The organism is Thermostichus sp. MS-CIW-25, assembly GCF_054060015.1.
Genome location: NZ_JBSSCS010000006.1, coordinates 62850 through 87077 on the forward strand (window position 1 = coordinate 62850; position 24228 = coordinate 87077).

Below are 24228 nucleotides of genomic sequence, written 5' to 3' on the forward strand. Positions count from 1 at the left end.
ATCTGTAGAGGTAGCCTGAGCTGTGGGCAACTGCCGCCCAACCCAGTAGAAGCAGGGACGTAAGATGAGATCACCGAGAACCCCGAAAAGCCAGAAAAAAGGTGAAGCTAGAGTGCTCTGCACCGCTGACGCGATGGAAGCTCTATTGTAGCCAAAGAGCCAAAGCCTCTTGAAAATTTTAACCTGTTGCCTTGTGTGAATTTTCTTGCAGATCCTGAATGTCTCGAAACTAAGGTACTCCGCGCCGCTGACGCGAACGAAATGAGTGCAACTCTCGAGAACGGCATTCCCGCTGCAGCAGCTTCTGACCGGACAGAATGGCCGGGATTGATCGTCATTGCCGGCCCCACGGCCACCGGGAAATCTCGACAGGCGCTGCTTTTGGCCCAACGGCTGGGATCCCCGTTGTTGAATGCGGACTCTCGCCAGGTCTACCGCGAGTTCGACATCGGCACAGCCAAGCCTACCCCCGCCGAGCAGGCCCTTTGGCCCCACGAGTTGATCGACATTGTTGATCCCTGCCACACCTACACGGTGGCCGAGTTTCAGCAGGCGGCCCAGGCCCGCATCGCCGAGGCCCATCGGCAGGGACAGACTCCCATCTTGGTGGGGGGCACCGGTCTCTACATCCAATCGGTGACTACTGGCCTAGGGATCCCTGCTGTACCCCCGCAGCCCCAACTGAGAAGACAACTGGAAACTTGGCCCCCTGAGATCCGCTACGCCTGGCTGCAGCAGTTGGATCCCGTTGCCGCCCAGCACATTCATCCCCATGACGCAGTGCGCACGCTGCGTGCTTTGGAGATCGTTTACACCACCGGGAAGCCGGCTTCCAGCCTACGGCAGGCCCATCCCCCCCACTACCCCATCTTGATCTTGGGTCTGAGCTGCCCAATGCCCCGTTTGGAACAACGCATTGCCCGGCGCACGGCAGAGATGATGGAGCGGGGGTGGATCGAGGAGGTGAAAACCCTGCGGGAGCGCTATGGGCCCCACCTGCCCCTTTTGAATACTTTGGGCTACGCGGAAATCGGCGCTTATCTGGAGGGGCGGATCCCGGAAGCCGAACTGCAACCCCTGATTGTGCGGCGCACCCGCCAATTTGCCAAACGGCAGATGACTTGGTTTCGAGCCATGCTGGGGATCCAAAAGGGCCATGCCTACGGCACCCTGTCGGGAAGGGGTCGATGCGTGGCCCTGTGGCTGGACTGCGAAGCTGAGGATTTGCCGGAGCAGATCTGGAAGCAGGTCAAGGCTTGGATGGCAGCTCCGACCACTGTTGAAACCAGTCCCGCCGCCGCTGAGCATCGGCTTTTCGATCCGTAAGGATCTCCAACACCCGCACCCCTTGGGCAGGTAAGGGATCCAGAGCTTCGGCCAGCTCCTGCCAGCTTTCCACTCGGCGATGGGGAATGTGGTGGGCCTGACAGAGCAGGGCAAAATCCACCGCCTGGGGCGTGGCGAAATAGGGCTCGAAGGGTGGGCCCACCTCAGCGATGGGCAGCAGCTCAAAAATCCCACCCCCCTGGTTGTTGATGAGGAGAATGGTCAGGGATCCCCGCACCTGTTGGCCGAGCCGTAGGCCACTGCTGTCGTGGAGAAAGGCCAGATCCCCGGTCAGCAGCACCGTTGGGCGTTTGTGAGAGCCGTGGGCCACTCCAAGGGCGGTAGAGAGAATGCCATCGATGCCGTTGGTGCCGCGATTGAAGTAGGGACGGATGCGGCGGTCGTTGGGGGGCCAAAACCACTCCACATCCCGCACCGGCGTGCTGTTGGCAATAAACAGCGGAGTCTCTGGGGGCAAGTGGTGGGCCAGCCACCAGGCAACCTTGCCTTCAAACCACTCCGATAGGTCAGTCATGGCCTGGTCTAGGGCAGCACGGATTTGTGCTTCCGCTGTCAGCCAGCCCTGCAGAAAAGTTGTTCGCTTGGCTGGCGCTTCCGGGATCCCGGCGACCCACTCCTCTACGGCGAAAGGCAAGTGGGTGGTGGGGTTGTGCAGGGGATCCCCATTGTCGGGACGGGGATCCAACCGCCAAACGCGGGGAGCAACCTTGGCCAGGGTTTGCCGCAGCGCTTTGCTGGTGGGCAGGGATCCCAGTTGGATGACTTGCTCCGGCCAAAGCTGGGGCCGATCCCGCTGCAGGATGAGATCGTAGGTGGTGATGAGATAGGGGTTGAGGGAAGCGTAGTTGCGCAGGGGAGAGAGCCCCTCCGCCAGCACCGGCCACCCCAAAGCCGTCGCCAAATGGGCCACTGCCTCCACATAACGCTGGGGATCCGCCAGTTGAGCCGGCCCCGCCAAGATCACCCCCCGCTCACAGCTGCGCCACTCCTGCCAAAAAGAAACCGTCTCCGTCTGAAAAGGGCTCCGCACCGCCTGCAAGGAAGAGCCGGTGCATGGAGGAGCAACCCCACGAAAAAAGGTCTTCTCAAACTCCGGATCTTCCTGTAGATGGAGCAGCGGCGCAGTGCTGCCATCGGCAATGGGAGCCAAGGGATCCCGGAAGGGCACATTCAAATGCACAGGGCCGGGGAAGGGGTAAAGGGTGCGCTCCCAGGCGTGAACCAGGGTCTGGCGCAAGTAGGCCAGGGCTTCTGGAGCCGCGCTGGGCACGGCCAATTCCGCCTGCCAGTTGGGGTAATGGCCGTAGAGCTTCACTTGGTCAATTGCTTGGCCGGCGCGACAGTGGCGCAGCTCTGGAGGCCGATCCGCCGTCAGGATCAACAGGGGAAAGCCACTTTCGGCTGCCTCAAGGAGAGCCGGGAAAAAGTGGGCGGCAGCACTGCCAGAAGTACACACCAGGGGGATGGGCTGCCGGGTTTGCTGGGCCAACCCCAGAGCAAAAAAGGCTGCCGACCGCTCATCCAGCACGGGAATTGCCTCGATGTCGGGGTGCTGGGCCAGCGCGTAGGTCAGGGGTGCTGAGCGGGATCCCGGACACACCACCGCCAAACGGCAACCCAGCCGACTCAAGGTTTCGGCCAACAGGGATCCCCAGAGGGTGTTGAGGTTGCGCCAGTCCAGCCGCCTTGGCAGGACAAAGTTTTCAGCAGTCACATTTCAGCAGTCAGAGTGGAGACAAGGTGTTGAGATCGAATCGGGATCCCGGCGGCAAAAAGTGAATGCGGGCATTGTGCAGCCGAAAATACTCATCCGCTGCCGCCTCCTGAACAGTCGAGTACAGTTGTGTCCCGTCCACAATTGTCACTGTGCCCAAGCCGATCACCTCCATCACATCGTCGGCCTGGATCACCACCGCCGTATTCTCATCAATGCCGATGCCCAGACATTGGGGGTAGTGGGCCACCGCCGTAACCAGCCGCACCAGGCGATTGCGCTGATGGAAATGTTGATCGATGATGACGCGAGGCAAAAGGCCCAAGCCCGTCTTCACCGTTACAATTGCCGGCGTGGGCGGTTCTCCGCTGTAGCCGCGGGAGATCATCTGCTGCCCCAACGCAGAAGCTCCGGCGCTGGTTCCGGCAATCACCGTCTGCCCCCGCTGCCACTGCTGTCGAATGGCCTCCATCAGCTCGCTGTGGGCCAGCACCTCTGCCAGCCGCTCCTGATCCCCACCCGTGAAGTAGATGCCGGTGGAGAAGCGAATTTTCTCGACGTTATCGGGATCCCTTGCCTCCATCGGGCTGCGGATATCCAGAACTTGGAGGCTGGCTGCCCCCATCTGCTGAAAAATGTTGGCGTAGATCTCCCCCAGCACCGCCGGGATCCCAGAAGCCGCGGGCACGATGGTGATGTGGGCAGACTTTCCCCCCGCTCGGCGGAAGAACTCCCAAAGGATGTGGCGCTCATTTTCCTTATCCTCTGCTCCCCCGACGGCGATGATGTCGGAACGGGCGGTGATGGGATCCTTCACGGTAGAGCGGCTCAGGGGTTGGGCGTCGTTTGTCGGCGTGGAAGGAACTCCGTTCCACTCCAGCTCACGGTGGGCAGCAGAAACATCAGGCAAATGGGGCATGGAGCGCGAGGAAGATTAAAATGGGCACATTTCACTTTCACTATGCTACGGCTTGGAATTCGGTTTGGCGCAGCTCAATTCCAGATTTCACGGAAGAGTCAGGGGTTGGTTAGGGGTCTCGAAAGGGGGAATAATGTTCGTGAGAACACCCTTCGGTTCACCCAGTAGGAGCATCCATGGCCAGAAAACCTGACGGATATCTTGTCCACATCATGCTGGAAGGTGGACAAACCATGCAGGTACGGGTCAAAGAAGCCAGAGAATACACGGAGTTGATCAACAACCTCATGGTGGGCGGCGAAGAGTTCATCACCTTGCCCAAGCAAATGGACAATGAGTACATGATCGTGCGTCCTCAACGGGTGTCCGCTGTATCGGTGGAGGCAATCTACGCTTCCAGCGTTGGCATCGACCTATAGAGCCTATAGAGCAGACCAAGGTCAGGGATCCCTTGAGTATCGCCGGGCTGACAACGCAAAGCCCCCACCACTAGGGGCAGGGGCTGCCAGAGGACTAGACCCCGCAGGATTTAGAACCTCAGTACCGACAGGTTAGCTTTGCGGGGGCAGGATCACCTTGTCGATGACGTGGATCACGCCGTTGGAAGCTTCAATGTCGGCTGTTACCACATTAGCATCGTTGACCTTGACACCATCAGCCAAAGAGATCTCCACAGGAGATCCTTCGACCGTAACCACTTCCCCAGCTTCCAAAGAGGTAGAGAGAACTTTGCCGGGCACTGCATGGTAAGTGAGAAATCGAAAAAAGTCCCCGAAAAAGATGTTTCTACTGCCCCAAGATGCTTTCTTACAAAGGCTGCGGGGGTATCTTCCACTAAGGTTAGATTTGCAACAATCATCGCAGGGTGGTGGTGAGCAATCCAAAACAGGCTGAAAAAGGATCCCTTGAGGCTGAGGGATCAGTTACGTTTGTCTGCATCTATAGTCATTCTGATTCAAACTAAAACGCTGCACCCACACCTGAAGCGTTGAATGCGCGGGGCTGGAAGACTTTTCTTGGTAGCTCAGGCGTCTCACTCTAACCTGAAACGACTGTACTGTTTTGTTTGCTCGAGCTGTCTATCCAGCGGCAGCACAAAAAATAACACCCTCACGGTGCCGAGCAAAGGGATAAATGAGTTAACGAGCTCGTAATAATCCTGGCAGTTGTGCTTACTCTTCTTCCGGCTCGAAGTCTTCGTCGTAGTCGTCCCCGATCAAATCGTCGATATCGTCGATGTCTTCTTCCAAAATCATCTCAGGGACCTCAATGGGCTGCTCGATCAACCGGCCCTCTTTGCGCAACCAGTCAAGAATGGAGAGGCTGCTAGGAGAGGGCACCACCGTTGGCGGCTGATCGCGGGGCTCTTCGCGCAGAGAGGGATTGTGGTAGTACATGCCGTACGGAAAAAGGGCAGTTATCGACGAGGAATGAACTCGGCTTGGATTGATCTCCTCTCAACCGAGGGACGCGGGCTTTCCATCGATATATCCCTCAGTTTAGCCTATGCCTGCCACTCCTGCAAAAAGCGGTGCAGCACCCGCTCCAGTTCAACAGCCCGCGCTGCCTTGAACAGCAGCCGATCCCCGGCTTGCACGTGATGGAGCAAGATTTCCAGCAGTTCGGATACCTCCTCGCAGCGTTCTGTCTGGGCTGCCGGTTTTTGGTCGAGCAGCGGTTGCATTTCTCCTTCGGGATCCAAGAGCAAGATCCGATCCAGCCCCAGAGGGGCAGCCGCCCGACCCACCTCTGCATAGAGCTGAGGCGCATGCTCTCCCAACTCCCGCATCGGGCCGAGAATGGCCCAGCGCCGTTTTCCCGGGGTTTGGGCCAGCAGGTGTAGAGCCGCGATCATCGCTTCCGGCGAGGCGTTGTAGGTTTCGTCCCAGATTTCCACATCTCCTGCCAGCTTGAGATGTCGGTTGCGCCCCTCCAGAGGGGTAGGCAAAGCAATGGGTTCTCGGAGCCGCTCCCAATCCAGCCCCAAGCTGCACAGAGCAGCCAGCACTCCCATCCAGTTGAGGGCATGGTGTCTTCCCGGCAAGGGCACCGGCAGCGTTAGGCCCTCCACAGTTACCGTTTGGGCTTGGGGATCCCATTCTCCCCGTAAGTCCCCCCGATCCAGACCATAGGTAAGGGTTTGTCCCGACCACAGGCTGGCGGCGGTAGACAACAGCAAGGGATCTTCTCCATTCAGCAGAGCCACCCCCTGCCCTAGCTCCTGCAGCAGCTCGCACTTGGCAGCAGCAATGGCCGCGCGGGATCCCAGTCTGCCGATGTGGGCGGTGCCAATATGGGTGATCAAGGCGTGGGTGGGCTGAGCCATCTGAGCCAGCCGGCGAATTTCTCCGGGGCCGCGCATGGCCATTTCCAGAACCACAAACTGATGCTCCGGTTGCATCTGGAGCAGTGTTTGAGCAACCCCGATGTCGTTGTTGTGGTTGGCTTCAGTTTTGAGAACTGTGCCGTAGCGGGATAGGGCAGCCGCCAACATTTCCTTGGTGGTGGTTTTGCCTGCTGAGCCCGTGATGGCCAGTATGGGGGGGGGAAACTGCTCCCGCCAGCCTCTGGCGATGCGCTGGTAGGCAGCTAGGGTATCTGAGACTTGAAAATGGGGCCCAGCCACCGGACGCTGGCTGATGACGGCAACGGCCCCCCTTGCCAAAGCTTGTGGAATAAAGTTGTGTCCATCAAACCGTTCCCCCCGCAGCGCCACAAAGACTGACCCCGGCTGCAATTGGCGGCTGTCGGTGCAAATGGCTTGGACGGGAAGACCCAACAAATGGGGATCCCCCTTCAGGGGAGTTTGCAGCAGGTCAGCCACAGTTCGTAAGGTCAGCATCGGGCAGAAACTCCAATTCGCCTACAGCCTCTTCGTCTATGGTCATTTCAGACCCGATTGAGACATTTCCCAAGCGCTCCCCCTCACCCCCAGCCCCTCTCCCAGGGGGAGTCAGCCCTCACCCCCAGCCCCTCTCCCAGGGGGAGAGGGGAGTTGGGGATAGCTGTACAGCTTTTTTCAGCGTTGTTTACCACAGCCAGTGTCAATCAATCTCTTGCGTGGGAAGGCTCCCGCTTGGCTACGGAACTCCCATGAAGTCGGAAAAAGCTGTAAACCCAGTTCCTGGGCAACGCCAATACACGACTGGGTATAGGAAGTTGTCAGCTGGGTTGCAGCGTTTCGATCCCAGTCGGGAGGGCGATGATTGCCTCTTTGGCCATGCCGATGAACAGGCCATGTTCCACAACCCCCACCGTCCCTTTGAGTTGATCGGCGATCTTGGCAGGATCCGCCATGGGGCCGAATTGGCAGTCGAGGATGTAGTGCTGCTCGTCCGTCAAGTAGGGATCCCCGTTGGCATTCCGCCGTAAGGTGGCTGTGCACCCCAGAGCCTCTACCCGCGCCAAGGTGGTTTTCCAGCCAAAGCGCACCACCTCTACCGGCACCGGGAAGCGAATGCCCAACTGCGGGACTTTTTTAGAGGCATCGGCGATGATGATCAGCTCGGCAGCGCTGGCCTCCACCAATTTTTCCCGCAACAGGGCCCCTCCTGCCCCTTTGATCAGGTTCAGGGATCCCACTTCAATCTCGTCGGCCCCATCGATGGCCAGATCCAGGCGCGGCTGCTCTTCTAGGGTAGCCAGCGGGATCCCCAGGGAGCGGGCCTGTTCAGCCGTGCGCTCGGAGGTGGGCACACCGAGGATCTGCAGACCCTCGCTTTGCATCCGCTCTGCTAGGGCGCTGACAGCAAAGGCGGCTGTGGATCCCGTGCCCAGCCCCACCACCATTCCCGACTGCACCTTTTGAACTGCAGCCCGGGCTGCCGCCTGTTTCAGCTCATCTAAAGACTCGGTCCCGCTGCCGCCAAGGGTAGTCATTCCCAGCTCCTCTCCCGTGGATGAAGATCCTACCAAAGTGCTTTGCACCGCTACCGCCCGCTCCAGCTAAAACCCTCCGGCGCTGCCACCACCCGACCGAAGAGATCATAGGGCTCGGCGCGGGTGATCTGCACCGGCACTAGGGATCCCAGGGATCCCTGCCCCTGCACATACACCACTCCATCCACCTCGGGGGCAAAGCGGGGGGAACGGCCAATCCACTCGCCGGTTCTGGGGTTTTCCTGCTCCAAGAGAACGGGAACCACCCGGCCTACCTGCTCGCGGTTGCGGCGGAAGGTGATCCCCTGCTGCACCTGCATCAGGCGGGCACGGCGCTCCTGTTTGACGGCCTCTGGAACCTGATGGGGGAGATGGTAGGCAGGGGTGCCCTCTTCGGGAGAAAAGGTAAACACCCCCACATGGTCAAATTGGTGACGCTGCACAAAGGCCAGCAGATGCTGGAAATGCTCCTCCGTTTCCCCGGGAAACCCGACAATGAAGCTGGTGCGCAGCACAGCATTGGGCAACGCCTGGCGCAGCCGCTCGATCAGCCGGTCGTTGACCTGCCCTTGCCAGGGGCGATTCATGGCCTTGAGGATCTGCGGATGGCTGTGCTGTAGGGGCAAATCCAGGTAAGGCAAGAAATTGGGAGTTTCTTGGATGGCCTCCACCACTGCAGGCGTGATGCCGGTGGGGTAGGCGTAGAGCATGCGGATCCAGGGGATGGGGATCTTGCCCAGGGCGCGAATGAGATCTGCCAGCCGCGGCTCCCCGTAGAGATCGATCCCGTAGTGGGTGGTGATCTGGGAAATTAAAATCAGCTCCTGCACCCCCTCTTCGGCCAGTTGTTCTGCTTCCCGTAGGATCGACTCGATGGAGCGGGAGCGTTGGTTGCCCCGCAAGTGGGGAATGATGCAGAAGGAGCAGCGGTAGTTACAGCCCTCGGCTACCCGTAGGTAGGCCACAGGCGCATGGGTGGTGCGATAGCGAGGTACGGTCTCGTCGGCAATGTAATCCAAGCTGGAAGTAACGGCATTGACCCGCTCTCCCCGCTCCACCCGCTCGATGATTTGGACGATCTGGTGATAGTCGCCCGTACCCACGATAGCCACCGCCTCCGGGATCTCCTGCAGCAGCTCCTCTTGGAAGTGTTGCGCCAGGCAGCCGGCAATAACGATTTTCTTGCCCTGTACTGCCAACTCCATCAGGGTGCTGACCGACTCCCGCCGCGCTGCTTCAATGAAGCTACAGGTATTGACGATCACATAGTTAGCACTCTCTTCGTCCCCATCCACCCGGTAGCCTGCTTGAGCCAGCAAGCCCAGCATGTGCTCGGTGTCCACCCGGTTTTTCTCACAGCCCAGGTGTAAAACGGCAACCGACGCCTTTGTACGCTGCACCGCTGTTCGCGTAAGCGGGACGGAGTCCTTAACGGATGGGAAACTGGAGACGGTCGCTTCTAACCCATTCATGGACTGAGCATCAAAAAGGGGGCAGCTTGCCAGAGGCTTATCTATTCTAGTTGAGGGCCGCATCAGCGTTGCGGAGCAATAGAGCCGTAGCCACGGCCAACGCGGTGGCCGCCCAACTGTAGGGATCCCTGCCAGCCGCCGTCGGAAACAGAGGCGCTTGTCCGTAGCCCCGCAGGCGCAAAGCCTGATAAACCCTCTGCGAGCGCTCGTAGCTGCGCACCAACAGGGTGCCCACCGAAGCAGCCAGGAAGGGTAGGTCTTGCCTCAAAGCCGGCCCAGGACGCCACAGGGATCCCCGCGGTCGCCAACCCCTCAGCCGGGCTGCCCGTTGCATCTGCTGCCACTGAGCGGCCACCTCCTGCAAATAGCGCTGGGTGAGCCAGGCCAGTTCCAGCAGGAGGTCTGGGATCCCCAGGGCCCGCAAAGCTGCCAACAGTTCCGATGTGGGGGTGGTCTCCAGCAGCAGCATCGTGAGGGCAAATAGGGCCAGCCCTCTCCCCCCAATGCGGAGCGCCATCTGCAGCCCCTCCCAACGCAGAGCCAGGGATCCCCAGCGCCACAGGATGGTTTCCCCCGCCCAGAAGGGAAGGATCCCCATCAACCCTGCCACCAACAGCCCTGGGGCTGCCAGCCGCCTCAGCCCGAGGCTCCAAGGCAATCCCGACAGGCTCCACAGTCCAGCCACCAGCGCCCAGATGAGCGGCAGTAGGGCCAAGCCTCTCACCGAAGCGAAAGCTGCCATCAGCGCCATCAGGCCCAGCACCTTGGGCAGAGGTTGCCACCGGTGCAGCCAGGAAAGGGGTTTGGAGGGGTGAGGATGGGATTGTTGACCGCGCCAGCAGCAAGGGATCCCTGAGCCGGCTTCATCTCTTGCCATACTCTCCCAGCAGCGCCGGTTGTACCCGCTGCAAAAACAGCACCACCCAACTGGCGAACAACCCCTCCACCACCATCAGGGGGATGTGGGCCACCACCAAGCTCCCAAGAGCCAGGCGACCGGCTTCTGTGGAGAGGATCCCGCTGCCAGCGTCAACCACAGCAGCCATGACCACCCCGTAAAACAACAGCACTGCTAGACCCACCCCAACCGCTCCCGCCAAGAAGGCAGACACTCCGGCCCCCATCACCCGACGGCCTGCCCGAAAAATCCCACCGGCTAGGAGCGCCGGGATCCCCATAATGGCGGCGTTGATGCCCAATGTGGTCAGGCCCCCATGGCCAAAGGCCACCGCCTGAAAAAACAAGCCCACTACAATCGCCGGATAGGCCAAAGCCCCCAACATCAGACCCATCAACCCGTTCAGCACCAGATGCAGGCTGGCCGGGGGAAAGGGCAGGTGAATCGAAGAGGCCACAAAAAAGACAGCCGTGAGCAAAGCCGCTTTGGGCAACTGATGGCGGGGATCCCGTTCCCACCAAGGACATTGCTCGGCAACGCTGGCGCGACGGAGAAGCCGCAAGCTGTAGCTGGTGATCAGGGCGGTGATGCCATAACCCCCTAGCCAAAGCGGTGCTGGCAAAATGCCATCGCTGATGTGCATGGTCAGTCCTACTCCAGAGCAGAGGAGCTAACCTGGGATGACCCTGGAGATGCTGAAACCGGTGGGCTCTCCACCGCTGCGTAACCAGATTGACGGGGCCTGGAGAAGAAGAGAGCTGTGCCCAGACAGCCCCAAATGACACAGGCGGCCATAACCCCCCGCTGCAAAGGCCCAAAGGGTGGGGAAGCGCTGGGGATCCCTTCTGTCTGAGGGAACTCCTCGCCCACCGGCACGTTGACCAACACCCCATGCCCCGCCTGGCGAATCCGCACCTGCCAGAGGCCCGTCAGGTTGGGATCCGGCTGCAGCAGAAATCGTCCCCGCGCATCCGTCTGTCCCTCCTGCCAAGGGGTAGTGGGATCCGTCGGCGCAAATACCGTCACCCGGGCGGATCCCATCGGTTCGCCAGAATCGTAGCGGGCCTGGATCTCAAAAGCGGGAACTGCCCGCCAAGAGGCCTCCACCCCGTGGCCCCAAGCGGGAGCAGACAGGAGCAGGCCGAAAGCCAGCAAGCTCAACCGTGCTCCGCATCGCTGACGCGACGCCGCAATCAGGCTCAGTCGGCAGGAAGGGATCCAAAGTTTTGGCCAGACTCGGTTCATTGGTTAGCTGAGGACAGACGACAATCTCTACGCTCTGCAGGCGACCGGTCTTAGAAAAGCCAAGACTTCAGGGCGAAGACTCTGTCTGGGCAGGGCCAGAGGCAGCGCGGCAGTGGCCTTCCCCCACATGGCCCAAGTGGTGCAGGAGCTCCAATGCGGCCTTAGCCGCAGGGGATCCCTCCTGCAGATCCCCCCAGTCCACTTCCAGAAGGTCGGATCCCCCCCCAGTGCTCCGCGCCGCTGACGCGGCCAGCCGCTGCTCCAGGGAGACAGGATCCAACTTCACCAAAGGGGCAAACCCCAGAGCTGCTTGATTGAGGCTGTCGTTGGGGGGCAAGCTTCCATCTCCAAACAGGTGGTCGAAATGGAAGGTGACCTCCAGATCTGCCACCTGGCCGACGCGCACAAAGCCTTTGCGCTCCTCCCCCACATACTCTCCGCAGGTGAAGGCCACCTCAGGGCTGAACTTGAGCACAAACGGCATCTCCCCAGCCCCTTCCTTTGTCGGTCGGGCTTGGCCTTCGATCCAGAGGGAATAGCCCTTTGCCGGCCCCTCCAGTGCTGGCACCAGCCGCCACCCCAGGGCGTTGTAGTGGCCAGGGGGTGCCTCTAGGGATCCCAGTAAGGCCCGCTCCGCCGGGGGAGCCGTGATCAAATCAACCGTGATGGGGCCGGAGAGGCTGACCAATGCCCGTGCCAGCAAATCTGCATTTCCTTCCGGATCAAAGGGCGGATCGGTTTGGTAGGCGGTTATGTCCGCCAGCGTCACGTACACGTGCTCAAAGATCAGTTCCCAGCCGTCTTTGGAGACAAACCCCTCCCGAATGAAGTCCTCGCCGTTGGCCCAGAACTCCAGAGTACCCATCTCTGCCTTTGCTTGGGCTAGGGGTGCTTCCTGCCTGACCTTTTCCGCTCCAGCGTTAGAAGCCGGTCGGCAGGCGCCTAGAGAGAAGGCCAACCCAAGGGCCAGAAAGGGTAAAGCTAACCCCTTGCCCCAGGGATCCCTTGTTGAAGCACCAAGCCGAAATGGAGTGTGTTTCACCAGTTCCCCTGCCAAGGACTCGGTCCCGATGACGCAAACGGCACTGCTCTACCGAAACACAGGCTTCCCTGGTGTTACAATCCCCCACCAGGGCATCTGTAGGGCTATGCCTATGGCAAGGGCTACTCCTGCGCCAGATTCCCCGCCCGCACCCAACCTTCCTGCCCATTCTGACGGCGAATGCGCTGCCAACGGCCATCTTCGCTGAGGCCCAGCACCGTCACCACCTCGTTCATGGGCACACCGCCAATGTAGGTTCCCTCCCGCTCTGGAGTGGCCCGCAGCGCCAGGCCAATGGGCTCGATCACCCGTCCCCGCTCACCTGGGGAAACCACTGCTGCCGTGGGGGGTTGAGTCGGCAAAGGAGTTGATTCAGGGTTGGGTTCAGCCGTGGGAGCTGTAGAAGTTGAAGCTGAAGCACCATCCACAGGGCCCAAATTGCCGGCGCGCACCCAGCCCTCTTGTCCGTTCAGCTCCCGCCGCACCCGTTGCCAACGACCATCGGCGCTGTACTCCAACACCGTCACCGTTTCCCCCACCACAATTCCCCCTTGGTAGGCTCCATCAACAGAGGGCTGGCTGCGGATGGCCAGGCCAATGGGCTCGATCACCCGCCCACGGCTGCCGGGGGGAAATCCCTCAGGGTCAACAGTGCCTGCAGCAGGGCCAGAGGGGGGAGAGGGAAAACTGGCTGGGCGGGGCAAGGGATCCAAGCGCACCGCCTGCGGAAATTGAGGCGGGGCAGGGGGGGCCAACATGGGGGCGACGAGCTGCCACAACTGCCAAGCCAAGGCGGCCAGAGCCCCAACCGAGACACTCACCACCACCAAGGTGCCCAAGGGAAAACCGCCAGAAGCAGGAGAAGAACGGCCTCGCATCGGGTAGTTAGCCATCCGAAATACCTTCCCGCAATGCTGCAGGCAAGAATCCGCAGAGAAGATGGGATCCCCGTCAAAACCGGGGATTTACGAAAGCCAGAGCACGACTGCTGCGCAACGCTGACGTGATTGCATCCCAATGTATCGTGTTCCGCAGCGCTCTTGCTAGGCCTGTGCAGAGGAACCGCAACGCTGACGGGGCGACGCGACCCCAGAGGGCAAGGGCGTCGGAGATTAGCTTCTACTTATTGGTGTTGGTGAACTTATTCTGCCAGTCGGTCGTCAAAATCTCTCGGCCAAATACCCATCCTGCCAGAAGGAGGGGCAATGCCAAGCCCAGAAAGCCAAAAAGACTGACCACCTGAGCCACTTGCCGCTGGGCTTGTTTTCTCCTGGGATCCGGGATGTTGTTGGCAGCCAGCACCACTTTAGAACAAAAAGCCACCACCACCGCCCCCACCGGCCCCAAAACCAAAGAGGGCCACAGCCAAGCCTCCACTTGCGAGAATGCGTAGGCTCCGGTAAAGGGGATAATCACGAAACAAGCCAACTCTAGGATCCCCCACGTGAAGAGGGCCAACCAGACATCTTTGCGGAAGACTTCATCGGGATTGGTGTACATAAGCCTCCGGGATAAACCGCCCACACTAAGGCCAGACCTCGAGACAGGAACGGAAGCGCCACGGCTTCCAGATTAACTCCAGGTGCAAGGATCTGCTTGACGGATTTCCTCTGCCATTCAGGCAACTCAGTAAGATAATGCCCAAGATTCTTGGATAAGCCTCCGTTGATTTACGCACAGGAGGGCGGCCTCGGCAAGGATAAACTCCCCGCGCGACCCCACACGTAAAGACTTGAAATAAGATTTAAGTGTTCAATCACTCATGAATTGCCTGCGCCTGTGGCCCTTTCCAGCCGAGTTGGGGTCAAGCTTGCCTTGTTGAGAGGGCTCTTTATTCACCCGCGAGCCGAGGGCCCATCGCCTCTGCACGATTGTTGCCCATGAGCTGCCGAAGGGATCCCCGCACCCCAACGCCCTGCAACCTTGTCTCCTGCTGACTTCGAGAGTGCCAAGCTGCCATGTCACGCATCCTCATCATCGATGATGATCCCAGCATTTGTGCTCTACTGCAGCGGTACTTGCAGCGGCAGGGGTATTCGGTTGAGGTGGCGATGACGGGGGCCGAGGGCTTACAGCAGTTGCGCGCTTTTCAGCCGGCCTTGGTAATTTTGGATCTGAACTTGCCGGATGTGAGCGGCTACGATCTCTGCCAGCAAATGCAAAAAGAGACCGGCGTGTACGTGTTGATGTTGACCAGCCGCGTCAGCCCTGCTGATAAGTTGCACGGATTCCAGTTGGGGGCAGATGACTACCTGACCAAGCCCTTCAGCCTGCCGGAGTTACAGGCGCGAGTGCAGGCCATCCTGCGGCGGCAACGTATGAAGACCGAAGTTGCCAGCGCACCGGTCTTGACCTTTGCCTCTTTGGTAATCGACCCGGAAACCCGAGCAGTCATCCGCGAGCAGCGCCTGATCAACTTAACAGCACTGGAGTTCGATTTGCTCTATGCTATGGCTCGACATCCGGGGCGGGTTTGGCGACGGGCTGAGCTGATTCAAGAGGTGTGGGATTTTAACCACGAGGGAGATGAACGGGTGGTCGATGTCCACATCGGCCAAATTCGCAAGAAACTAGAGACTGATACCAGCCAACCGGAGTTGATCCGCACCGTGCGTGGAGTTGGCTACAAGTTTGAGCCCCCCGCTCCGAAAGAGGAATGGGGAGAGGAAAAACCTTAACCCCCAAATAACTCTCCCCTCTTCACGTTGGGAGAGGGGCCAGGGGTGAGGGCCCGTTAATCCAAGCGGCGGCCTGTCAAACGCACAAAAATGTCTTCTAAGTTGGCCGGGCGCACCATGAGGCCGGTTTTGTCAGGTTCAGCTTCCAACTGCCGCTGAGCTTCCGCCAAGCTGGGGAAAAAGGTGTACTCCACCTCCCGGCCAGGACAGGATCGCACCAGCAGGGCCTCTCCATACTTGGCCCGCAGTTGCTCGGTGCTGCCCAACTCGATTAACCTTCCCCCATCCATGATGCCGATGCGGTCGCACAGCTCTTCTGCCTCCTCCATGTAGTGGGTGGTAATCAGCAAGGTCATGCCCTGCCGATTGAGATCCCGCAAGATCTCCCACAACAGCCGCCGCGCCTGGGGATCCAACCCGACGGTGGGCTCGTCCAAAAACAAAATCTGGGGGCGATGCAGTAACGCCCTGGCCACCTGCAAGCGTCGTTTCATTCCCCCTGAGAGGGTTTTCACTTTGTCTTGCCGGCGATCCGCCAGCCGCACATACTCCAGCCATTCATCGATGCGCCGTTGCCGCTCTGGGTTGGGGATGTGGTGCATACGCCCGTGGAACTCCAGGTTTTCCCAAACGGTCAGCTCTGCCTCTAGGGTGATAGGCTGCAGAACTACGCCAATTTGCTGCCGCACCGCCACCGGATCCCGCACCACGTCATACCCCCCCACCCGGATGGATCCCTGGCTGGGTCGGGTAAGGCTAGTAAGCATGCGGATGGTGGTGGATTTGCCGGCGCCGTTGGGCCCCAACAGGGCAAACACTTCCCCCTGGGGGATCTGCAGGCTCAAATCTTGAACGGCAACCTGCTGCCCAAAGCGTTTCCACACCCCCTGCATTTCCACCGCCGCCGTCTTGGTTTGGGACAAGGTTGGGGCCGTCGAAAGAGCTGTCACAGTCCGCTCCGGTAAAGTGTAAAGAAACCTTTATTCTCCAGCATACGCCAGCCGTGTCAGCAAGCTGCAGGTCTTATCAGGGATCCCTGCCCTTGGCAGTAGTTTATGCTATCCCTTCAAGTCTTCCGTGGCTGTGATCTCGTTCCCTGTGGTTTTTCTCTGGATCTTGCAAAATAGTACACATTGCGTCTGAAGGGTGAACCGCACTCCCAAGACAACACCTGTACAGACTCTGGAAGGGGAAATTGGGCTGGATAGCTCATGGCATATCTGTACGTATCTGTACGTATGGGTAACAATAAAGACACAAGCTTGAGGGGGCTAGCTGTTCGGCGGGGGGCCTTCCCTGGGCGAAGCGACTCCCCTTTAGCATTGGCCGATAGCTTCTACCGACAAATCTAAGCAAAATGCAGAGCAAAGACCGATTCGACCAAATTGAGTTCCGGCTGGATCGCCTGGTTGGGGCTGTGTTGACCCTGGCCGAGACCGTCAGCTTCGTCAAGGATGACCTGACCCATCTGAAAGCCATTGTTCAACAACAGGTGCTGATATCCCAGGAGCACAACACCTGGCTGGGAGAGTTAAAGACGATATGTCAACAGCAAGCCGATACAGCTCGTCGCCAATCTGAGACGATTGAGCGGATCATCGCCCATCTCCTGCCCGCTCAGGATCCCAAGTCTTGAAGGATCAGAGAGCAACCTGGGGGCGTGCCACAATGGCAGCAGAGCTGAGGTTGTCCACCGTTGGAGTGCCAGGTTGCAGCAGCAGGACAGGGTTCTGTTGAGGCTGAGGAGCTGCTTGCTTTCTTTCGTTGCCGACGCTTGCCTTACCTGGATCGCTTTGGCCCTCAAGAGGCCAAGCTGCCGCCGGACAACCTGCTGGAGCAATGGCGGCGGGATCGCCAAGCCCTGGCAGCCGCTGTGTTTGAGCGATTCCCCGGAGAACGGGTTGCGCCGGGCAATGAAGCTCTCTTGGCAGCCATGGCCGACGGGGCGGAGCGGATCTACGGCGGACGGATTGCCGCAGAGCTGTTTTGGCAACCGCAGGAAGATCTCAACTGTACTGCTGAGGCAGAGCTGTTGCAGCTTGCTTCTGAACCTGTCCCTCACTCCTCCTCTCCAAGGGATCCCATCCCTGCCCCAGAAGACTACGAGATGGTGCCCGCTCTTGCGTTGCCGCCTGAAGCTGTTCCAGAGAGACGTTCAGTTTGGGTGAGCAGCTCCCTGGATCTGCTGATTCGGGATCCCGCTCTCGTTGGCAGAAGTCGCCACGCCGCCCGATCCTCTTACCTGCCGGTTCATATTCGTATCGGCAAACGCCCCAAACCGGAATACGAATTGTTGCTGGCTTTGCAGGCAGAGTTGCTCGGATCCCTGCAGGGAAACGTTCCCAAGCGGGGCATTTTGATCCTGAAAGATGGGAAGTGGCACCCCGTCCACCTGAGCCGCCGACGAGCACAGGTGCGGCAATTGCTGCAGGAGTACCTGCACTCCCTCAACCAGCCGGAACCGCCCCAGGTGTTCATGGCCCGCAGCCGCTGCCATCTTTGCCACTGGCGGGAGCATTGTCGCCAGTTGAACGCCGCCGCTCAACCCCTCAGCCTGCTGCCGGGCGTAACGGGATCCCGCTATCCCCTTTTGCAAGAGGCGGGGATCCACTCGATTGAAGCCCTGGCCAACGCTCAGTTGGATAGGTTGCAAGCCATTCCCAAGTTGGGATCCGGCGTGGCCCTGCAACTGCAGCTGCAAGCCCGTGCCACCCTCAGCCGGCAGCCTCTCTGGATTCAATCCCCCCCGGAAACCCTGCCCACCACACCCGTAGAGCTGTACTTCGATATCGAGGCGGATCCCCGCCACAACGTCGCCTATCTGCTGGGCCTGCTGGTGGTGGAGCAAGCCGAGGGGAAAAAGGTTGCGAGCTATCACAGTTGCCTGGCCGCCGAGCCGCGGGAAGAAAGGCAAGCTTGGGAGCAATTCTTGCAACTGGCACAACGCTATCCCGACGCTCCCATCTATCACTTTCACGGCTTTGAGGTGCAGACCTGCCGACGGCTGGGGGAGCAGTACCGCACGGATCCCCGACAGCTGAGGCAGTTGTTGCAGCGCTTTGTGGATTTACAGGCCTGGGTGCAACGCTCGGTGGTGCTGCCGATCGAGAGCTATTCCCTGAAAAACATCGCCCGCTGGTTGGGGTTTCAGTGGCGTCTGCCTGATGCCAATGGCGCCCAGTCCATTTATTGGTATAGCCAATGGCTGGAAACTCGGGAGCGCAGATATTTGGAGCACTCGCTCATCTACAACGAGGATGATTGTCGAGCTACCCATCGGCTAAAAGACTGGTTGTCCCAAAGTGGAGTTCTCCATCCGAATGAGTTGACGAAGGTGGTCTGTCCCCAGCCATGAATGCCGCAGCTTGCGCCGCCAGTCTTGTGGCCAGTTGCTGAGGTTTCGTTTAGAATCAGGCAGGACTGTTTAGTTTATCAGGGGAATCCCATGCTGTTGAAATCTCATGAATCTCCTCGCCAGCAGGGCAGAAACCGTCGCGGTCGTGGGGGATCGGCACGCAAGCGCCAACTGGACAAACGGAACCGCGCCTTGATGCAACGATTGCGACAAGGAGAGCAGGCTCTCAGCTCTCGATCTTCTCGGCAGGGGCAAGTCAACCCTGCCTTTTTTGTGCTTGCTTCTTTTTTCCCTCAGCCTGGCTACGAGGGATCCCGCTTGGCTGCCTGATCCGCCCATTTCTTTCATGGCATCGAAGAATCGAAGAGTTTGCTTCTTGCGCCTTCAAGACAAAGACTGCACCCCTGCCGATAGATGCGGGTTTTGGCTGCGGGGCTCTGGATAGGTGGGAAACTCTCGGTCAATAGCGTAAACGGCTCAATTCCCGTCGCAGTCAGGATCGGGATGACAGGATTTGAACCTGCGGCCCTCTGCTCCCAAAGCAGATGCGCTACCAAGCTGCGCTACATCCCGGCTTAACTTTTGTGATTATGCCAGATCCCCGCCTCCGATGCACACCCAAGCAGGGATCCCTCGCTCAAGGCAACAAGGGAAACAAACATTTGTCCAGGTCAGGACTTGAGCATCTTGGCCGGCATGACAATGAGGGTATTCCCCTGTCGCTCCACCACGTAGAGCTCCTGCCCGGCTTGGATTTCCAGGTTGGGAATGCTGCACTTGGCGTTCCAGGTGGAACCCAGATAAGAAACCCGCCCCCGTTCGCCTGGGGGAATGGGGGTGATTGCCCGCGCCTCGCGAGATTCCTCTACCTGAACCGATCCATGGGGCACCAGACGGCGGCTGAGGATAATCAACACCACCGATGCCCCAATCCAGCTGGCAAATTGTACCCAGATCGGCAGCCCCAAATAAGCCAAAAGCCCCGCCAAGAGCGCCGCCAGCCCCACCGAGCCGGCAACCAATTCTGGCAAAAACAATTCGGCAGAAATTAGGACTAACCCGATGATGATCCAAGGCCAAACCATAGAATCCAGGGATCCCACCTAACTCAGTATGGCTCAAAACCCCTGGATCCTCAGCAGGGATCCCTTGTCCTTAGGGAGACTGGTTGGGGCTTACCCGCCCAAGCGGTAATTCTCCAAAAACTGCAGGGGATCCATCTCTTCCTGAGGGGAGCTTTTGGGTAGGTTCTTGGATTCGGCGATCCGCATCAAGGTCTCCCAGTCGGTGCTCATGACAAAGGCCACGGCTTGGCGAGCTGCCTCTCGGTGGGGGCAGTCCTCTCCCAAGACACAGCCATCTCGACAGAGGGTGGCGCAATCGTGCGCAGTGCTCCTGGGATCCGGGCCAGCCATGATGTCTTCCTCTCGGTGGGTTTCACGTTTTCTTTAGGATACCTGAAGAGAATCTTGCGCTTGCAGGAGATTTGGGTCAGGGCGGGTAGCTTGGATGAGGAGATGAGGCGACAAGACCTGTTCAAGCAAGAGGAGCCTTATGGAGTTTTCGCAATTGCAAGCGCTGGTGGATCGAGCGCTGGAAGACAAAAAGCTCACCCGCACAGAGGTGGATCAAATCGTCAACGCCATCCGGTCGGACGGCAAAATCTCCCCCGAAGAGATAGGCTTGCTGGAGTCCATTCGCGAAATGGTGCTCCGTCGGGAGATTCAGGTGGTGGAAACGGCAGATTAAGGGGCAGGGATCCCCAAGTAGAGGGTGACTTCGCTGCGGTTGTGAAACAGGTGGCGGGCTCTCACCAGGGGGAAGGCACTACCCAAAATCTCCAGACTTTGCCGCAGCACCCGCAGGCGGTGTTGGCGAGGTAACTTCAGGGTCATCACAGCTCTCCCCTGTGGCTCCAGATGGGGAGCAAAAGCCACCATCAGGTGGGCGGAAGCCGGGCCATCCATGCGCATGTCGTTGAGGATCAGGTGAAACCGGCCTGGGCCACGGGCCAAGTAGGCTTGGGCGCTGAGGCGATGGTGGCAGATCCCCGGATCTTGGCTGAGGCGCTCGTGCAAGTCCCCCGGATCCACTGCCGTGACCTGCTGGCCATATAGACGCAAAATGCGCGACCATCCCCCCGGCGCTGCCCCCAGATCCAGAGCCTGTCCCCCCGGCACCAAGGGAATCTGAAACACCTGGATGGCCTCCAGCAGCTTAAACTCGGAGCGGCTGATTTGCTCTGGATCCCGCCGAAAGCGATGGATCCCACCGGCCCAGTTGGAGAGGTTCTGGGCAGCCAAGGATAGGCCCAGCCAAGCGCGAATGCCCATCGGTTGAGCCAGGATCACCACCGAGATCACCTGCTGTGGGTCTTTGACCTCCAGGGGGGATCCCACCGCTGCCATCACCTGTTCGGCCAGGGTTTCATTGACCTGGAAGGGCTTGAGAGCCGGCTCTCCAAACAGGCGCGTCTGAACCGAAAAGCTGAGGGCGGGGTCAATGGCTGCCAACATTTCCCCATCAAGGCGCAATTCAACTGGGGATCCCCCAGATAGCCGCCGTTCTTGGTGAATGGGGCAGATGTGGCGCAAAAAAATGGGCGGGTCAGCTTGCCAAGCCCCAGCCAGGTCGGCAAATGAGCGTTGGCTGCATACCCACACCAAGCCAGGTGCTTCCTTTAGCCGCTGCACGGCAGCCTCTGGATCCGCAGCTTCTATCTCCCGGATCGCCAAATCCAGAAAATCTGGGTCAGCACTGCCCAGCCATGTATGGGTATCAGGGGGGAGAGGATTGCTCAACGGGCTCGCTGCCAACGCACGTAGGGTAAAGAAGCGGCTACTTGCTGAATCTGGGCTTGGGCGGCCAGCAGTTGTCCTGTGGCGTCCCAGGTGCCCTGCACCAGCATTTGCCAGGCTCCCTGGGGGATCTCCACAGCAGCGGTATTTGCCTCCCAGCGCACCTGTTTGTTGGGCAGATCCAGCGTCAACTGGAGCTGGGGATTTTCCGCCACCGCCTTCTGCAGGGCTTGAATCACAGCCGGGGGTGCCGTAACACAAGGGATCCCTAGAGCCAAGCAGTTGCCGAAGAAGATCTCGGCAAAGCTTTCGCCAATGAGGGCGCGGATCCCCCATTTGGCCAGCGCTTGGGGGGCATGCTCCCGACTGGAGCCACAGCCAAAATTGGCATTGACCAAGAGGATCTGGGCTCCCTGGTGCTGGGGTTGATCGAAGGGGTGCTGGCCGGGATCCTGGGCGCGGTCGTCGGCAAACACGTGCTGGCCCAAGCCGTCGAAGGTGACGCACTTCAAAAAGCGGGCCGGAATAATTCGGTCGGTGTCGATGTCGTTGCCCAGCAGGGGGATCCCTCGGCCTGTGACGGTCAAAACTTCGCTTGGCATGGGAACTTCGATGAACTTCTGAACTCGATCTTTGGACTTGATCTATCTGGAGATCGGCTTCAGGGGACTGGAATGCTCGGCAAAACCCTGCCCGGCTGCAGATGGGCCAGCCTCAACGACAAAAGGGGAAGGCTCAGCTCGGCTACCGGCGGTAAACCTGATTTTCCAAATTGCGCACCTGCCGCTCCAGCCGATCCAGCCGCCCCCGCAGCTCGTCCATTTCCGATTGGCGGGGCACGCCCAGATCCTGCAGGACGTTGCGCACCTGCCGCTGAACGTAGGATTCAAAGTTACTCTGCTCGGCCTTCACCTGGTTGAGCAGGTTGTTGATGACATTGGATGCCTCTTCTGGGTTGAGCTGCCCCTTCTGCACCAAGTCGTCGGCAGCCTTTCTCAACTGTTCTGCCAGCAGAGTGGTTGTGCCCACGCCCATTAGCAAGAGCTGACGTAAGATACTGTTGTTGTCCAATGCTGCCCTCCAAAGGACGCTTCGCGAACGGTACGGGCCTCCATGACTACCCATTTTCCTCAGTTTGCCCTCAACTTCGCAACCGGCTCGGCCAGTTTCTCCCTTTCGCCTGAGGCGGCACAACAATGGCACAAGGCTCTGCAAATCCTCTTGGAGCGACTCAAGATCCGTTCCCGACAGCAGCCTCAGGAGCCGGTTGAGTTTCGTTACCCTACTGAAGATTTCAGCTTGGAGATGTTCTGCAACCCCAACATCTGGGCTGGCCCCCACGCAGCCAAGGTGCTGGTGACTCTGAAAACCAAGGTGCTGCGCCTTTCCACCGAAGTGGAGTTCTCTCGCCTTCAAGAAGACCTCAGCCAGTATCTGGAGTCCCTAACATGAGCGAAGATGCCCATGCTGCGGGGGAGGAGCCCGCGGCCATTACGGTGACGCAACTGCTGGACAAGCCGCCAGAGGGGATCCCCGGCCACTTGGAAGTGGTTGCCCTCACTTGGCACGACCGCCAGCGATCCCGGCAACGGCTGGTGAGCGACTGGGGCACCGAGATCCAGCTGATGCTGCCCCGCGGCACCCATCTTCACGATGGGGATCTGCTCTATGCGGATGCGCAGCGACACATTCGGGTCAGAGCCCAACCCGAACCGGTGCTCTTGATTCAACCTGAAAACCCCATCCAGATGGGCCAAGTGATTCATCAACTGGGCAACTGGCACCGCCCGGCCCACGTTTCCCCCCAAGGGCAGATCCTGGCGCTGGCCGATGATCCCCTGCAGGACTGGCTGGCCCACATGGGGATCCCGTTTCGGTTGGAGATAGCTGTCTTCGAGCCCAACCTGTTGGCCCACAGCCATTAACCTGGGCCTTTCTGAGCACAAACCCGTCCCTCAGACCTATGGCCTAGGCCCCACCCTCTGCTCCTCTGGTTACCAACCGCGCTGCAAACTCTCGGTGTTCCTCCGACTCAATTCCCCTTTGCAGCACACCCAACACCTGCTGCATGTTGCCCGTCAGCAGCGCGTCCACGGCTAACCACAACCCCGGAAACACTCGACTGTACAAGACGCCCGACTCATTGGGCTGTTGCAGCACGTACTCTCCATTCTGGAAGACATACCAGCGAAAGGCTTGCTCTTGGGTTAGCCAGACCAGATATTCCCGCACGCCGTTGCGCCGGTAGGCCCGCAGCTTATCATGCAGGTCGTAGGAAGCTGTGCTGGCGGCAATCTCCACAATCAGCTCCGGTGCACCCTCAATGTAGTCATCCTCGCTAATGCGGGACTGTCCCCCACAAGATTCGTGCATCCGCAATATGGCATCTGGCTGCGGCTCATTGTCCAAGTCCAGGCGAACGGTTGGATTGCCCGCCGACTCAACCCCCGGCGTTGCTGCTTCATAAACTCCCAGCCAGGCCATGATGTGGCTGTGTGGTCTGCCATGTCGGCGATATCTGAGGGGAGATGCCACGTAAACAATTCCCTCAATCAGCTCGGCTTTTTTGAGCTGAGGCATGGCTTGATAGCGCCGTTCAAACTCATCGCGGGTGAGACGATCGCCGCTTTCTAAGATGGGCAGTTCACGGAAGGAAGGGCTACTGACGCTCATGACCAGCTCTCTTACCAGCAGTCGCGACAGTGTTGCGGAGCAATATCGATGACTGATACATTTACGCTGAACACTGCTGAACATCACTGTTCAACTATGCAGCGATAGCATTCTGTTTGTTTCCATTCGCGTTAGCGGGACGGAGTCCAAACAGAATGGCGGTATCCCGCAAAGCTTTGAGTAGAATACCCAAAGCGCAGTTTCCGTG

29 protein-coding genes and 1 tRNA gene are annotated in these 24228 nt (G+C 59.3%); 9 read left to right on the top strand and 21 right to left on the bottom strand.

All coding sequences use genetic code 11. The features are described from left to right. Positions 1-261 precede the first annotated feature (261 nt). Complete coding sequence (gene miaA, locus ACVWZ1_RS03935) at positions 262-1326, top strand: tRNA (adenosine(37)-N6)-dimethylallyltransferase MiaA (RefSeq protein ID WP_457502574.1); 1065 nt, start codon at positions 262-264, stop codon at positions 1324-1326. Here the strand turns inward: miaA and menD are convergent. Further along, positions 1250-3061: a 2-succinyl-5-enolpyruvyl-6-hydroxy-3-cyclohexene-1-carboxylic-acid synthase gene (gene menD, locus ACVWZ1_RS03940; protein ID WP_457466131.1), complete on the bottom strand. Its 1812-nt coding sequence runs from the start codon at positions 3059-3061 to the stop codon at positions 1250-1252. The two genes, miaA and menD, sit on opposite strands and share 77 nt — an antisense overlap. Before the next feature lie 10 nt (positions 3062-3071). Next, positions 3072-3980 carry a cyanophycinase gene (locus tag ACVWZ1_RS03945; RefSeq protein WP_148202746.1) on the bottom strand — a complete coding sequence of 303 codons (909 nt, stop codon included), beginning with the start codon at positions 3978-3980 and terminating at the stop codon, positions 3072-3074. A gap of 176 nt (positions 3981-4156) precedes the next feature. Here ACVWZ1_RS03945 and ACVWZ1_RS03950 point away from each other — a divergent pair, with 176 nt between their 5' ends. Then, complete coding sequence (locus ACVWZ1_RS03950; protein WP_414357385.1) at positions 4157-4399, top strand: hypothetical protein; 243 nt, start codon at positions 4157-4159, stop codon at positions 4397-4399. A gap of 132 nt (positions 4400-4531) precedes the next feature. Here the strand turns inward: ACVWZ1_RS03950 and ACVWZ1_RS03955 are convergent, their stop codons facing one another. From ACVWZ1_RS03955 to ACVWZ1_RS04005, 11 genes are all read right to left on the bottom strand, one after another. Then, entirely contained in the window at positions 4532-4864 is a 333-nt protein-coding gene (locus ACVWZ1_RS03955; protein ID WP_011433627.1) for a fasciclin domain-containing protein, read from the bottom strand. Positions 4865-5152: 288 nt separating this feature from the next. Further along, the gene (locus ACVWZ1_RS03960; RefSeq protein ID WP_011433626.1) at positions 5153-5377 is read right to left on the bottom strand and encodes a DUF3134 family protein; all 225 of its coding nucleotides are present in this window, start codon (positions 5375-5377) and stop codon (positions 5153-5155) included. 107 nt (positions 5378-5484) lie between these two features. After that, the gene (locus tag ACVWZ1_RS03965) at positions 5485-6822 is read right to left on the bottom strand and encodes a UDP-N-acetylmuramoyl-tripeptide--D-alanyl-D-alanine ligase (protein ID WP_457502576.1); all 1338 of its coding nucleotides are present in this window, start codon (positions 6820-6822) and stop codon (positions 5485-5487) included. 320 nt (positions 6823-7142) lie between these two features. After that, positions 7143-7859: a ribose 5-phosphate isomerase A gene (gene rpiA, locus ACVWZ1_RS03970; RefSeq protein WP_414342421.1), complete on the bottom strand. Its 717-nt coding sequence runs from the start codon at positions 7857-7859 to the stop codon at positions 7143-7145. Positions 7860-7909: 50 nt separating this feature from the next. Then, entirely contained in the window at positions 7910-9394 is a 1485-nt protein-coding gene (rimO, locus tag ACVWZ1_RS03975) for a 30S ribosomal protein S12 methylthiotransferase RimO (protein ID WP_457502577.1), read from the bottom strand. After that, a complete protein-coding gene (gene cbiQ, locus ACVWZ1_RS03980) occupies positions 9378-10208 on the bottom strand; it encodes a cobalt ECF transporter T component CbiQ (protein ID WP_457502578.1) in 831 nt (276 codons plus the stop codon). The genes rimO and cbiQ overlap by 17 nt, the downstream gene beginning before the upstream one ends. Next, complete coding sequence (gene cbiM / locus ACVWZ1_RS03985; RefSeq protein ID WP_414388354.1) at positions 10195-10872, bottom strand: cobalt transporter CbiM; 678 nt, start codon at positions 10870-10872, stop codon at positions 10195-10197. Before cbiM ends, cbiQ begins: the two co-directional genes overlap by 14 nt. A gap of 8 nt (positions 10873-10880) precedes the next feature. Beyond that, positions 10881-11390 (bottom strand): hypothetical protein, encoded by a 510-nt coding sequence (locus ACVWZ1_RS03990; RefSeq protein ID WP_457502580.1) that lies wholly within the window; start codon positions 11388-11390, stop codon positions 10881-10883. A gap of 151 nt (positions 11391-11541) precedes the next feature. Further along, positions 11542-12339 (bottom strand): DUF4382 domain-containing protein, encoded by a 798-nt coding sequence (locus tag ACVWZ1_RS03995; protein WP_457502582.1) that lies wholly within the window; start codon positions 12337-12339, stop codon positions 11542-11544. Between the two features lie 299 nt (positions 12340-12638). Further along, complete coding sequence (locus ACVWZ1_RS04000; RefSeq protein ID WP_457502583.1) at positions 12639-13409, bottom strand: SH3 domain-containing protein; 771 nt, start codon at positions 13407-13409, stop codon at positions 12639-12641. A 226-nt stretch (positions 13410-13635) separates the two neighbouring features. Then, entirely contained in the window at positions 13636-14016 is a 381-nt protein-coding gene (locus ACVWZ1_RS04005; protein WP_414342412.1) for a hypothetical protein, read from the bottom strand. Between the two features lie 458 nt (positions 14017-14474). Here ACVWZ1_RS04005 and ACVWZ1_RS04010 point away from each other — a divergent pair, with 458 nt between their 5' ends. Beyond that, entirely contained in the window at positions 14475-15194 is a 720-nt protein-coding gene (locus ACVWZ1_RS04010) for a response regulator transcription factor (protein WP_457502585.1), read from the top strand. Between the two features lie 56 nt (positions 15195-15250). Here the strand turns inward: ACVWZ1_RS04010 and ACVWZ1_RS04015 are convergent, their stop codons facing one another. Then, entirely contained in the window at positions 15251-16087 is an 837-nt protein-coding gene (locus ACVWZ1_RS04015; protein ID WP_187147284.1) for an ABC transporter ATP-binding protein, read from the bottom strand. 464 nt (positions 16088-16551) lie between these two features. On the opposite strand from ACVWZ1_RS04015, the gene ACVWZ1_RS04020 reads away from it, so the two are divergent. The 3 genes from ACVWZ1_RS04020 to ACVWZ1_RS04030 all read left to right on the top strand — a co-directional run bounded on the left by ACVWZ1_RS04020 (position 16552) and on the right by ACVWZ1_RS04030 (position 18879). After that, the gene (locus ACVWZ1_RS04020; RefSeq protein ID WP_457502586.1) at positions 16552-16830 is read left to right on the top strand and encodes a hypothetical protein; all 279 of its coding nucleotides are present in this window, start codon (positions 16552-16554) and stop codon (positions 16828-16830) included. A gap of 60 nt (positions 16831-16890) precedes the next feature. Continuing rightward, entirely contained in the window at positions 16891-18549 is a 1659-nt protein-coding gene (locus tag ACVWZ1_RS04025; protein ID WP_457502587.1) for a TM0106 family RecB-like putative nuclease, read from the top strand. 90 nt (positions 18550-18639) lie between these two features. After that, positions 18640-18879 carry a hypothetical protein gene (locus ACVWZ1_RS04030; protein WP_457502589.1) on the top strand — a complete coding sequence of 80 codons (240 nt, stop codon included), beginning with the start codon at positions 18640-18642 and terminating at the stop codon, positions 18877-18879. A 169-nt stretch (positions 18880-19048) separates the two neighbouring features. Here the strand turns inward: ACVWZ1_RS04030 and ACVWZ1_RS04035 are convergent. From ACVWZ1_RS04035 to ACVWZ1_RS04045, 3 genes are all read right to left on the bottom strand, one after another. After that, positions 19049-19122 (bottom strand) — tRNA-Pro (locus ACVWZ1_RS04035). Between the two features lie 98 nt (positions 19123-19220). Beyond that, positions 19221-19634, bottom strand: coding sequence for an NfeD family protein (locus tag ACVWZ1_RS04040; RefSeq protein ID WP_414346738.1), 414 nt, complete (start codon positions 19632-19634; stop codon positions 19221-19223). Positions 19635-19724: 90 nt separating this feature from the next. Beyond that, entirely contained in the window at positions 19725-19964 is a 240-nt protein-coding gene (locus ACVWZ1_RS04045) for a hypothetical protein (RefSeq protein WP_011433611.1), read from the bottom strand. 139 nt (positions 19965-20103) lie between these two features. Here ACVWZ1_RS04045 and ACVWZ1_RS04050 point away from each other — a divergent pair, with 139 nt between their 5' ends. Beyond that, a complete protein-coding gene (locus tag ACVWZ1_RS04050) occupies positions 20104-20298 on the top strand; it encodes a hypothetical protein (RefSeq protein ID WP_011433610.1) in 195 nt (64 codons plus the stop codon). Here ACVWZ1_RS04050 and ACVWZ1_RS04055 read toward each other — a convergent pair. From ACVWZ1_RS04055 to ACVWZ1_RS04065, 3 genes are all read right to left on the bottom strand, one after another. Continuing rightward, on the bottom strand, positions 20295-21350 hold the full coding sequence (locus ACVWZ1_RS04055) for an SAM-dependent methyltransferase (RefSeq protein WP_457502591.1): 1056 nt from the start codon (positions 21348-21350) through the stop codon (positions 20295-20297). The two genes, ACVWZ1_RS04050 and ACVWZ1_RS04055, sit on opposite strands and share 4 nt — an antisense overlap. Beyond that, positions 21347-21949: a 3-isopropylmalate dehydratase small subunit gene (gene leuD, locus ACVWZ1_RS04060; protein WP_457502593.1), complete on the bottom strand. Its 603-nt coding sequence runs from the start codon at positions 21947-21949 to the stop codon at positions 21347-21349. Before leuD ends, ACVWZ1_RS04055 begins: the two co-directional genes overlap by 4 nt. A 142-nt stretch (positions 21950-22091) precedes the next feature. After that, positions 22092-22418 carry a phasin family protein gene (locus ACVWZ1_RS04065; protein WP_011433607.1) on the bottom strand — a complete coding sequence of 109 codons (327 nt, stop codon included), beginning with the start codon at positions 22416-22418 and terminating at the stop codon, positions 22092-22094. Between the two features lie 42 nt (positions 22419-22460). On the opposite strand from ACVWZ1_RS04065, the gene ACVWZ1_RS04070 reads away from it, so the two are divergent. Then, the gene (locus ACVWZ1_RS04070; protein ID WP_011433606.1) at positions 22461-22799 is read left to right on the top strand and encodes a hypothetical protein; all 339 of its coding nucleotides are present in this window, start codon (positions 22461-22463) and stop codon (positions 22797-22799) included. Then, entirely contained in the window at positions 22796-23272 is a 477-nt protein-coding gene (locus ACVWZ1_RS04075; protein ID WP_457502594.1) for an urease accessory protein UreE, read from the top strand. The genes ACVWZ1_RS04070 and ACVWZ1_RS04075 overlap by 4 nt, the downstream gene beginning before the upstream one ends. A 43-nt stretch (positions 23273-23315) precedes the next feature. Here the strand turns inward: ACVWZ1_RS04075 and ACVWZ1_RS04080 are convergent, their stop codons facing one another. After that, entirely contained in the window at positions 23316-24020 is a 705-nt protein-coding gene (locus tag ACVWZ1_RS04080; RefSeq protein ID WP_414342399.1) for a Uma2 family endonuclease, read from the bottom strand. Positions 24021-24228 lie beyond the last annotated feature (208 nt).

Coding starts and splice junctions, on each gene's coding strand:
- miaA (WP_457502574.1), top strand. CDS start 262: ATGAGTGCAACTCTCGAGAACGGCATTCCCGCTGCAGCAGCTTCTGAC.
- ACVWZ1_RS03945 (WP_148202746.1), bottom strand. CDS start 3,980: ATGCCCCATTTGCCTGATGTTTCTGCTGCCCACCGTGAGCTGGAGTGG.
- ACVWZ1_RS03950 (WP_414357385.1), top strand. CDS start 4,157: ATGGCCAGAAAACCTGACGGATATCTTGTCCACATCATGCTGGAAGGT.
- ACVWZ1_RS03960 (WP_011433626.1), bottom strand. CDS start 5,377: ATGTACTACCACAATCCCTCTCTGCGCGAAGAGCCCCGCGATCAGCCG.
- ACVWZ1_RS03965 (WP_457502576.1), bottom strand. CDS start 6,822: ATGCTGACCTTACGAACTGTGGCTGACCTGCTGCAAACTCCCCTGAAG.
- rpiA (WP_414342421.1), bottom strand. CDS start 7,859: ATGACTACCCTTGGCGGCAGCGGGACCGAGTCTTTAGATGAGCTGAAA.
- rimO (WP_457502577.1), bottom strand. CDS start 9,394: ATGCGGCCCTCAACTAGAATAGATAAGCCTCTGGCAAGCTGCCCCCTT.
- cbiQ (WP_457502578.1), bottom strand. CDS start 10,208: ATGGCAAGAGATGAAGCCGGCTCAGGGATCCCTTGCTGCTGGCGCGGT.
- cbiM (WP_414388354.1), bottom strand. CDS start 10,872: ATGCACATCAGCGATGGCATTTTGCCAGCACCGCTTTGGCTAGGGGGT.
- ACVWZ1_RS03995 (WP_457502582.1), bottom strand. CDS start 12,339: ATGGGTACTCTGGAGTTCTGGGCCAACGGCGAGGACTTCATTCGGGAG.
- ACVWZ1_RS04000 (WP_457502583.1), bottom strand. CDS start 13,409: ATGGCTAACTACCCGATGCGAGGCCGTTCTTCTCCTGCTTCTGGCGGT.
- ACVWZ1_RS04005 (WP_414342412.1), bottom strand. CDS start 14,016: ATGTACACCAATCCCGATGAAGTCTTCCGCAAAGATGTCTGGTTGGCC.
- ACVWZ1_RS04010 (WP_457502585.1), top strand. CDS start 14,475: ATGTCACGCATCCTCATCATCGATGATGATCCCAGCATTTGTGCTCTA.
- ACVWZ1_RS04015 (WP_187147284.1), bottom strand. CDS start 16,087: ATGCAGGGGGTGTGGAAACGCTTTGGGCAGCAGGTTGCCGTTCAAGAT.
- ACVWZ1_RS04020 (WP_457502586.1), top strand. CDS start 16,552: ATGCAGAGCAAAGACCGATTCGACCAAATTGAGTTCCGGCTGGATCGC.
- ACVWZ1_RS04030 (WP_457502589.1), top strand. CDS start 18,640: ATGCTGTTGAAATCTCATGAATCTCCTCGCCAGCAGGGCAGAAACCGT.
- ACVWZ1_RS04040 (WP_414346738.1), bottom strand. CDS start 19,634: ATGGTTTGGCCTTGGATCATCATCGGGTTAGTCCTAATTTCTGCCGAA.
- ACVWZ1_RS04045 (WP_011433611.1), bottom strand. CDS start 19,964: ATGGCTGGCCCGGATCCCAGGAGCACTGCGCACGATTGCGCCACCCTC.
- ACVWZ1_RS04050 (WP_011433610.1), top strand. CDS start 20,104: ATGGAGTTTTCGCAATTGCAAGCGCTGGTGGATCGAGCGCTGGAAGAC.
- leuD (WP_457502593.1), bottom strand. CDS start 21,949: ATGCCAAGCGAAGTTTTGACCGTCACAGGCCGAGGGATCCCCCTGCTG.
- ACVWZ1_RS04070 (WP_011433606.1), top strand. CDS start 22,461: ATGACTACCCATTTTCCTCAGTTTGCCCTCAACTTCGCAACCGGCTCG.
- ACVWZ1_RS04075 (WP_457502594.1), top strand. CDS start 22,796: ATGAGCGAAGATGCCCATGCTGCGGGGGAGGAGCCCGCGGCCATTACG.
- ACVWZ1_RS04080 (WP_414342399.1), bottom strand. CDS start 24,020: ATGAGCGTCAGTAGCCCTTCCTTCCGTGAACTGCCCATCTTAGAAAGC.